The organism is Cellulomonas rhizosphaerae (assembly GCF_003470205.1).
Classification (GTDB): Bacteria; Actinomycetota; Actinomycetes; order Actinomycetales; family Cellulomonadaceae; genus Cellulomonas; species Cellulomonas rhizosphaerae.
This window is the reverse complement of sequence record NZ_QWKP01000102.1, coordinates 1-9209: the sequence shown is the minus strand read 5'-3', so window position 1 is coordinate 9209 and position 9209 is coordinate 1. Positions and strand designations below refer to the sequence as shown.

The window sequence follows — 9209 nt, the reverse complement described above, 5'->3', positions numbered from 1 at the left end:
GGTGCACGTCGCCGCGAAGCATCCCGAGCGCGTGCTCGGGCTCGTCGCGATCGCCCCGTCGTGCGGTCTGAACGTCCCCACGCCCGGCCGCGACCACGTGCCGTGGGACGAGCCGCTGGACTCCTCCGACGGGTGGGCGAAGTACAACAAGCACTATTGGCTCGGCGGCGGGTACGACGACTTCGTCGAGTTCTTCTTCGCGAAGATGTTCTCCGAGCCGCACTCGACGAAGCAGATCGAGGACTGCGTCGGGTGGTCGCACGAGATCACGCCGCAGGTGCTCGCGGACTCCACGGCCGGGCGGCTCGGGTGCGACGGGGCCGTCTGCGAGTCGATCGAGCCGCTGGCCCGCGCGGTGCGGTGCCCCGTGCTCGTCGTGCACGGGACCGACGACCGGATCCGGCCGATCGCGTTCGGCGAGCGGCTCGCGGAGCTGACCGGCGGCGAGCTCGTCGCGATCGACGGCGCCGGGCACGGGCCGCCGGCGCGGGACCCGGTGAAGGTGAACCACCTGATCCGGGACTTCGTCGACCGGGTCGCGCCGCCGGCTCCGGTTCGTCGGACGTGGACGCGGGCCGCACGTCGGCCGCCGCGCGCGCTGTACCTGTCCTCGCCCATCGGGCTCGGGCACGCCCAGCGCGACGTGGCCATCGCCGCGGCCCTGCGCGAGCAGCGGCCCGAGCTGCAGATCGACTGGCTCGCGCAGCACCCGGTCACGCACGTGCTCGCGCAGCACGGCGAGCGCGTGCACCCGGCGTCGGCGTGGCTGCGCAACGAGTCCGGGCACATCGAGCACGAGGCCGGCGAGCACGACCTGCACGCGTTCCAGGCGATCCGGCGCATGGACGAGATCCTGGTGAATAACTTCATGGTGTTCGCCGACGTGGTCGCCGAGGGAGACTACGACCTGGTCATCGGCGACGAGGCGTGGGACGTCGACTACTTCCTGCACGAGAACCCCGAGCTCAAGCGTTTCTCGTTCGCGTGGATGACGGACTTCGTCGGCTGGCTACCCATGCCCGACGGCGGGTCGCGCGAGGCGGCGCTGACCGCGGACTACAACGCCGAGATGCTGACGCAGCGGGCGCGGTTCGCTCGCGTCCGCGATCGGTCGGTGTTCGTGGGGTCGCCCGACGATGTCGTCGACGTGCCGTTCGGGCCGGGGCTCCCATCGATCCGGGGGTGGACCGAGGAGAACTACGACTTCGCGGGGTATGTCACGGGGTTCGACCCCGCTGCTGCTTCTGCCGGTGCGGCCGGTGTGCGTGCCTCGCTCGACGTGGCCGAGGACGAGCGGCTGTGCGTCGTGACCGTTGGCGGGTCCGGGGTGGGGGAGCCGCTGCTGCGCCGTGTCCTGTCTGCCGTCCCGGCCGCCCGCTCGCTCGCGCCCGATCTGCGCTTCGTCGTCGTCGCCGGGCCGCGCATCGACCCGTCGTCGCTGCCCGCGCCGGACGGCGCGACCGTGCTCGGCTACGTGCCGGACCTGTACCAGCTGTCGGCCGCGTGTGACGTGGCCGTGGTGCAGGGCGGCTTGACTACATGTATGGAGCTGACCGCGCTGCGCAAGCCGTTCGTGTACGTGCCGCTGCAGCACCACTTCGAGCAGAACATCCACGTGCGGACCCGGCTCGAGCGGTACGGGGCGGGGCGGCACCTGCCGTACGCCGACGTGCTCGACGCGGACGGACTCGCCGAGGCGGTGGCGATAGAGGTCGGGACCGAGGTGACGTATCGCGAGGTGGAGACGGACGGTGCGGAGCGGGCGGCGCGACTGCTGGCCGAGCTGGTCTAGCTCGTCGGGAGCGCGGGCTCGAGCCGTTCCGCGAGGACGTCCGTCAACGAGTCAACGAACGTCTTCGTCAGGTGCGACGTCGACCGGTAGGTCAGCACGTTCCCCATCACTCCCGGGCATGAGCCGTCCGGGCAGATGACGTCGTTGAGGTTGACCACGTGCGCCCCGTCGACCAGCTTCGCCGCCCGGGCCTGCACCCCCGCGGTAGGCGCCTTCGCCGGGAACGAGCACTGCGAGACGTCGTGCCGGTTCTCGGCGACGCACTCGTACAGCACCCCGGGCGGGCCGGGGTTGCCGGCGAGCGCGACGACGCCGATCCCCGCGTCCTCGAGCGTCTGCCAGCGGCTCGCGAGCGCGTCGACCATCGCGTCGGAGGTGAATGGCGACGAGGGGTCGTCGGGGTCCTCGAGGGCGCGGTACTCCCGCTGGGTCGTGACGACCACGGCCGGTTTGGCGGCGAGCACCTCGTCCATCGCGTTGGCGTTCCACTCGACGCAGTCCGGGAACGACTGGCCCTGCGGCCGGAGCTGCGCGCCGTCGCTGAACGCGCACGAGCCCTTGATGAGGGTGATGAGCTTGAAGTGATCGCGCTTGGCGATGGTGTCGAGGGCGGAGTGCCACTGCGCGGCCTTGGAGTCCCCGACCAGCGCCATGGTCCACGTCCCCGCCGGGTCGCCGTACTCGCAGACCCTGGGCTTGGACTCGCCTTGCGGGGACTGGCAGTGGTCCGCGTACAGGACGGGGACGTCCCGCGTGGCCTGGTCCGGGCTGGGCGTGATCGACACCGGGTCGTTCACGAACCAGTCCGGTCCCTGCTCGAGGACGTGTGCGCCGACCACGTCTCCGGGCGCTGCGGTGGAGTCGGACGTCAGCGAGGGCAGCACGACGAGCGCGCCGGCCAGTGCCCCGATCGCGGTGCAGACGGCGCCGATGAGGAGACCTCGCCGGGCGCGGGCCGCGACCCAGGGGGACAGGCGCACCGGGGTCTCGACGAGCTTGTGGGACAACCAGGCGGGGATCAGCGAGGCCGCGACGAGGACGAGGCCCTTTTTGGCTCCGAACTCGCCCCACAGGGCCTCGGCCGCGATCAGCACGGGCCAGTGCCAGAGGTACAGGGAGTACGACAGGCCACCGATCCAGACGAGCGGGGGAGCGCCCAGGAGCCGGACCCCGGGCCGCGCGGCCGCGGAACCGCCGACGATCACGGCGGCCGTGGCCAGCACGGGGACGAGCGCGAGCGAGCCCGGCCAGGCGGCTTTGTCCCCGTCGATCAGGAGTGCGGCGCCCAGCAGCGAGCCGAGGCCGGCCCAGACCAGCAGTCGCGCGACACCGGCCGGGAGGCGCGACCAGTGGGTCGCTCCGAGGGCGACCGCACCGCCGATCGCGAGCTCCCACATGCGCGTCGTCGTGACGAAGAAGGCCGGGGCCGGGTCGTCGCCGGTCTTCCAGATGCTGTAGGCGAGGGACGGGACCCCGATGGCCGCGACGCCCACGGCCAGCGCGCCGCGCAGCGGCAACCGGTAGCGGCGAGCCGCGACAAGCACGAGCAGGATGACGAGCGGCCAGACGACGTAGAACTGCTCCTCGACCGCCAGCGACCAGAAGTGCTGCACCGGCGAGGGCACCACGCCCTCGGCCAGGTAGTCGACGGAGCGGTCGGCGAGCCGCCAGTTCACGACGTAGAACGCGGCGGCGACGATGTCCCCGCCGAGGATGCCGCGTTGGGTCTGGGGCAACCAGAGCCAGGTGACGGCGGCCGCCGCGATCAGGACGAGCGCCGTGGCCGGCAGCAGCCGCTTGGCTCGTCGGGCGTAGAAGTTCGCCAACGAGAGCCGACCGGTCGACTCGACCTCCCGGAGCAGGAGACCCGTGATCAGGAAGCCCGAGATCACGAAGAAAATGTCGACCCCGATGAAGCCGCCGGGAAGCTGACGCACCCCCGCGTGGTAGACGAGGACGAGGCCGACGGCGACGGCGCGCAGGCCCTCGATGTCCGGGCGGAAGCGGGCCCGGCGCACGTGCGCGGCCGGGACTGCGGGCCAGTCGAGCGCTGCCGTGCTCACCAACGGACCAACCTCCTGACGGCGCGTGCACGGGCGCACAGCCGCGTCCGGAACGTAGTGGACCGACGTGAACGGCAGACGGGTGGGGGATGAACGGCCGCCGGCCGACTCAATCCTCAGTGAGTTCGAGGTGCAGGCCCGCGTGGGCGGCGACGACGCAAGTCGGGCAGGATGCAGATGTGCCCGAGTGGTGGTCGCGATCCGCGCCGAGCCGCCCCGCGCCGCCCCGATGGCGCGAACGCAGCCCGCTCGTGCGGTGGTGGCGGTTGGCATCCACCGCCAGGCCTCGTACGTTCACCGAGAAGGTCCGGTACAAGATGCTGCGGGACCACCGCCAGCTGCTGGTGACTTTCGCCGACAAGGCTGCAGTGCGTGAGCACGTCGCCGCCGTCGCCGGCGCCCATTACCTCCCCCGGGCGTACGCCGTCGTCGACGACCCCGACGACCTGACCACACTGGTGCTGCCGGACTCCTTCGTGATGAAGCCGACGCACGGCAGCGGGGCGGTCGTGATCGTCTCCGCCGAGGCCGACCCGGACGCACGACTGCCGCCACCGCACTGGGGCTGGGTCTACAGCCACGTGCGCCCCGACGCCGCCGACCGGGACCAGCTGGCGGCCATCGCGACACATTGGCTCAGTCAGCTGTATGGGCAGGGCCCGAACCGCGAGTGGGTCTACGGGCAGATCACACGCCGGGTGCTGATCGAGGAGCTGCTCACGACGGCCGAGGGTGGCGTGCCCGACGACGTCAAGCTCTTCGTGTTCCACGGCCGATGCCACTTCATCCAGCTCGACTCCGGGCGCTTCGGGCTCCGGACCCAGGACTTCTTCGACCCGTCCTGGCAGCACCTGCCGCTCAGCGGCGGACCCCCATGGGCCGACCCGACACCGGCTCGACCTGCCCGGCTGGAGGAGCTGATCGATCTCGCGCAGACGCTGGCGCAGGGCACGGACTTCGTCCGCGTCGACCTGTACCACCTGCCCGACCGGATCGTCTTCGGGGAGCTGACGAACTACCCCGCCGGCGGGGACAGCCCGTTCTACCCCGCACGGTTCGACCGGGTCTTCGGGGAGCCCTGGACCGTCCCGGCCCGCTACGTCTGACAGTCAATCCGTGGTTGAACGGCCGCCGGCCGACCCGTGTGCCACGGGCCGGCCGGCGTCCTTCACCTACGGGAGATCACGGGTAGCTGAGCATGTACGCGTTGTTCGTCCCGCTGTTCACCCCGGGCCCAGAGTCGTTGATCACGTGGGAGATGCTCCCCACCCCGCCGAGCGACACGATGGCCATGTTCTGCCAGCGCACGTTCGCATTCACGGGTGCCTCGAACGTGTGGGACAGGTTCACCGAGGGGTTGGCCTGGAAGAACACGTAGCTGCCCAGGCCCTGGCCCAGGAACGACGTCACCGAGTCCGCGACCTTGATCGACGCGTAGCCCTGCAACGAGCCGTTCATCCACGCGGCCTGGTTCGGCGGGTCGTACGGCTTCTCGTTCTGGAAGAAGATGATCCGTCCGCCCTGGCCGTTCCAGATGACCTCGTACTTCTGGTAGTGCTCGACGAACAGGCCGGTCGCGAGCACGTTGTTGCCGTTGACCACCAGACCTGTGTCCGCCGTGTTGATCGTCCAGCCGACCGTGCCGCCGTTGCCGTGGTCGGCCCGCCACATCCAGGTGTGGTCGATGATCGTGTTGCTGCTGTTCACGACGAGCGAGTTGGTCGCCTTGCCGGCCACGCGGCCACCGATGCGGAAGAAGACGTCCTGCACGGTCACCGGGTTGGCGGCGCGGCTGGTGCCGATGCCCGCGGTGGTGCCGACCGTCATCAGGGAGCTGCTGTTGGTGGTGCCCGCGTCGATGAACATGCCCTTGACGCGGACGCCGTCGACGTCGCCCACCGAGATGGCCGTGACGCCGCCCTGCGGGACGAGCGTGGCGTAGCCCATGCCGAGCAGGACCGTGTTGGCCCGGTTCACGACGATGGGGGCGTCGAGGTTGTAGATGCCCGGGGAGAACACCACGTGGCAGCCACCCGCGATCCGCGCGTTGATCGTCGCCGCGCTGTCCGACGGACGGGCGACGAAGACCTGGCTGAAGCTCACGGACGTGCCGGGGGTCGGCGCGCCGACGGCCCAGCTGGGACCGGTCGCGTTGGTGCGCAGGCTCGGCAGGAACAGGCGGTACTCGTTGTTGGCGAAGTAGATGTACGGGACGTCACGCGACGCGGGCGTGCTGCCCACGTTCGTGTGGTGAACCCCGCTCGGCGCGGTGGAGAAGTTCGTCGCCGGTGCACCGTTCACGCCGGCGAAGACCATGTTCCAGTTGGAGCCGCTCCAGCTGCCGAAGGTGCTGTTCTGGTTGTACCACTGCTGCTGGGAGGCCGACTCGACGGAGCCCGTTACGCGGGTGTCCGAGATGTAGCCGCCCGAGGACCAGCCGTACGACGCCGGGAACAGGTCCAGGCCGCCGACGACGTTCATGCGGCGGAACGGCGCTGCCTGGGATACGCCCCAGCGGTTGCGGCCGCCGTTGGTGTTGATCGTCAGGTTCTCGGCGCTGCGCCAGAAGTTCTGCGTCGCGTTGCCGGCGTCGCTCGCGTTGAACGCGTCCACCGTGACGGCGCCGTTGATGGTCACGCCGTCGGGGTTCTGCGCCAGGCCCTGGATCGAGGTGTTGAAGCCGATGTTGGCGTACACGTTGTACGAGCCCGGCTTGAACAGGAAGGCGTCGCGCCGGTCGTGGAACTGGTCGGTCTGCGTGTCCTTCTGCGCTTCGAAGACCTCGTTCAGCGAGGCCTGGATGGTGGCGTCCGGGGTGCTGTCCTCGAAGATGCGGACGTTCGGGCCGAAGTCGGGGACCGTCGGCTGGGCGGCGCACGTGGTCGGGTTCGTCGTGCCTCCTCCTGTCGTGTTGATCTGGACGTCCCACAGCGAGTAACCGTAGGCCGTGGCGCGCACGGTGCCGGTCACGCGCACGTAGCGCCCGCTGCCGGTCACGGTCGCGGTGTCGATGCCGCCGTCACCGGTCGTCGTCGAGAAGATCGTCGTCCACGGACCGGTCGACGAGTCGCTCGTCTGGACCTGGTACGCGCGGCCGAAGGCCGCCTCCCAGTTGAGCACGACGCGGCAGATGCTCTGCGTGCTGCCCAGGTCGACCTGGACCCACTGCGGGTCGGATGCGGCGCTCGACCAGCGGGTCGTGGCGCTGGCGTCGAAGGTGCTCGCGGCCGGCGTACCCGCGTTCTCGATCGACGAGGCTGACGACGGCTTGTTCAGCGCCGCGTTCACGTCGGTGTTGCAGGTGGACGGGGCGCCGGCGCCGAACACCTGGAACTCCCACAGCGAGTACCCGTAGCCGGTGGCGCGCGCCGTGCCGTTCATGCGGACGTAGCGGCCCGAGCCCGTCACCGCGAGGGTGTCCACGCCGCCGTCACCGGCGGTCGTCGAGTAGATGTTGGTCCACGGCCCGGAGGCCGAGCTGGAGACCTGGATCTGGTAGGAGCGCGCGTAGGCGGCCTCCCAGTTGAGGACGACCTGGTCGATGGCGACGGTCGAGCCCAGGTCGATCTGGATCCACTGCGGGTCGGCCGCGGCGCTGGACCAGCGGGTGCCCGCGTTGCCGTCGACGGCGTTCACCGCGGCGGTCCCGCCGTTCTCCACCGAGGACGCCGTCACCGGCTTGCCCTGGGAGATCAGCGGCCCGGCGGCGTGCGCCTTCGGGACGAGCGGTGCGATGGTGACGAGCGAGACGATCATCGCCACCGTGGTGAGCATGACGACGATCAGGCGCCGCGTGAGCGACGTGGAGGCCACGAGGGTGGCGCCCCCGGCGGATGGGGACATAGGAGCTGCTCCTTGGGAAGGTGGACGTCTCTCGGCGTGCCGGTGCAGGTAGAGGTGCGAGCGCAGGGGTCGACCCGCGCGAGGACGATCACGACCTTGTGAGTCCGGTGGTGCCAGGCGGGACGAGGCGACGCTGCGTCGTTCCGTTTGGCTACTGACCAGACAGTAAGTGCAAAAGGTGCATTTGCGCCAGAGGCCCTGGGATGCGCGCTTTGGGAGTCGGTCCGACCATGGGGGGTGGCGCCGGCAAGGTCGCCGGTGCCCCACACCAACCCGAACAACGACGTTCGACCGGGGGTGCACGATGAATGGCAACTCACGACGCGCATGGATCGCCACGGCGGGAGCCGCGGCGCTCGCGACAGGTCTGGCCGCCGGAGGGGGGCCGGGCGGCCATCACGACGACAAGGGCCGGGGCGACCCCAGAGCGGCGAAGAACGTGATCCTCGTCGTCGGCGACGGCATGAGCATCGCCGCTCGCGAGGCCATCCGGCTCGCCAGCGTCGGCAAGGACGGCGAGCTCGCGATGGACTCGCTGCGGTACGCCGGCTGGACCCACACCGACTCCCTCGATCCCGACGAGGCCGTCACCGACTCGGCCGCGGGAGCGACCGCGTTCGCGGCCGGGGTCCGCACCTACAACGGCGCCGTCTCGGTCGACGTGAACGGCAAGCCCGTCAAGACGCTGCTCGAGCACGCCAAGGACCTGCGCAAGGCCACCGGCCTGGTCACGACCGCCCAGGTCACCGACGCGACGCCGGCAGCGTTCGGCTCGCACGTGCCCGGCCGCGCCGACCAGAGCGAGATCGCGCGGCAGTTCATCGAGGAGACCAAGCCGGACGTGATCCTCGGCGGCGGTGAGGACTGGTGGTACCCGACCGGCGACCCGGGCGCGTACACCGACGACCCGACCGACCCGCGGCCCGAGGTCAGCCGCAGCGAGATCGGCAACCTCGTCGACCTCGCGCAGGACGAGGGCTACGACTACGTCAGCACCGCGGCGCAGCTCAAGGCCACCAGGTCCGACCAGATCCTCGGGCTGTTCGCGAACGAGGAGATGTTCGAGCAGGCGCCGGAGGGGCAGGGCGACGCGTACGCGCCCGTCGTGCCGCTCGCGACGATGACCGCCAAGGCGCTCGACGTGCTCTCCGACCACCGCCGCGGCTTCTTCCTGCTGGTGGAGGAGGAGGGCATCGACGAGATGGCGCACGCCAACAACGCGGGCCTGATGCTGAAGGCCGGCGAGGCTCTCGACGACACCGTCGCGCTGATCACGAACTTCGCCAAGAAGCACCCCGGCACGCTCGTCGTCGTGGTCGGGGACCACGAGACCGGCGGCCTCGCAATCGAGAACGTCGCGACGGACGACGAGTCCGGCGACCCGGCCAGCACTGTGCCTTCGGTGGTGCAGAGCACTGAGGACGGCCCGTTCGACATCGCCGGCAGCGACCTGCAGTTCACCATCGACTGGACCACCGGCGCGCACACCGGCGGCGCCACGCCCGTGACGG

General features: G+C 70.5%; 5 protein-coding genes. 3 read left to right on the top strand and 2 right to left on the bottom strand.

Translation table 11 applies throughout. The annotated features are described in order from the left end of the window. A partial coding sequence (locus D1825_RS02255) for a glycosyltransferase (protein ID WP_199721465.1) occupies positions 1-1792 on the top strand: 1792 nt, incomplete at its 5' end. Here the strand turns inward: D1825_RS02255 and D1825_RS02250 are convergent. Next, positions 1789-3855 carry an acyltransferase family protein gene (locus D1825_RS02250; protein WP_158580664.1) on the bottom strand — a complete coding sequence of 689 codons (2067 nt, stop codon included), beginning with the start codon at positions 3853-3855 and terminating at the stop codon, positions 1789-1791. The genes D1825_RS02255 and D1825_RS02250 overlap by 4 nt on opposite strands. Before the next feature lie 89 nt (positions 3856-3944). On the opposite strand from D1825_RS02250, the gene D1825_RS02245 reads away from it, so the two are divergent. After that, positions 3945-4961 carry an ATP-grasp fold amidoligase family protein gene (locus tag D1825_RS02245; protein WP_118765866.1) on the top strand — a complete coding sequence of 339 codons (1017 nt, stop codon included), beginning with the start codon at positions 3945-3947 and terminating at the stop codon, positions 4959-4961. Positions 4962-5037: 76 nt separating this feature from the next. Here D1825_RS02245 and D1825_RS02240 read toward each other — a convergent pair whose 3' ends face one another. Beyond that, positions 5038-7698 carry a discoidin domain-containing protein gene (locus tag D1825_RS02240; protein ID WP_199721464.1) on the bottom strand — a complete coding sequence of 887 codons (2661 nt, stop codon included), beginning with the start codon at positions 7696-7698 and terminating at the stop codon, positions 5038-5040. A gap of 304 nt (positions 7699-8002) precedes the next feature. On the opposite strand from D1825_RS02240, the gene D1825_RS02235 reads away from it, so the two are divergent. Then, a partial coding sequence (locus D1825_RS02235; RefSeq protein WP_138067368.1) for an alkaline phosphatase occupies positions 8003-9209 on the top strand: 1207 nt, incomplete at its 3' end.